Source organism: Xanthomonas albilineans (genome assembly GCF_002939705.1).
In the GTDB taxonomy this organism is placed as follows: Bacteria; Pseudomonadota; Gammaproteobacteria; order Xanthomonadales; family Xanthomonadaceae; genus Xanthomonas_A; species Xanthomonas_A albilineans.
On the sequence record NZ_MDCB01000146.1, the window covers coordinates 1 to 254 of the forward strand.

Below are 254 nucleotides of genomic sequence, written 5' to 3' on the forward strand. Positions count from 1 at the left end.
GGCCTCCGGGCTGAGTGCAATACCATCGACATCGCCGACCAGATAGGCCACCAATCGCGGTTCGCCCGGGTGGTCCTCGCGCAGCAACACGACGGCATCCTGCACGCCCGCGCAGGCGCGTAGCGCGGCGGCGATTTCGCCCAGTTCGATGCGGAACCCGCGTAGTTTGACCTGGTCATCGTTGCGGCCGAGATAATCGAGCGTGCCGTCCGCACGCCAGCAGGCGATATCGCCACTGCGGTACATGCGTTGGC

The 254-nt window shown here is 66.1% G+C and carries 1 protein-coding gene; it reads right to left on the minus strand.

Going from position 1 to position 254, the window contains the following annotated elements:
- Positions 1-254, minus strand: a 254-nt coding sequence (locus XalbCFBP2523_RS16155; protein WP_146084181.1) for an AMP-binding protein, incomplete at both ends; no start/stop codon positions are given.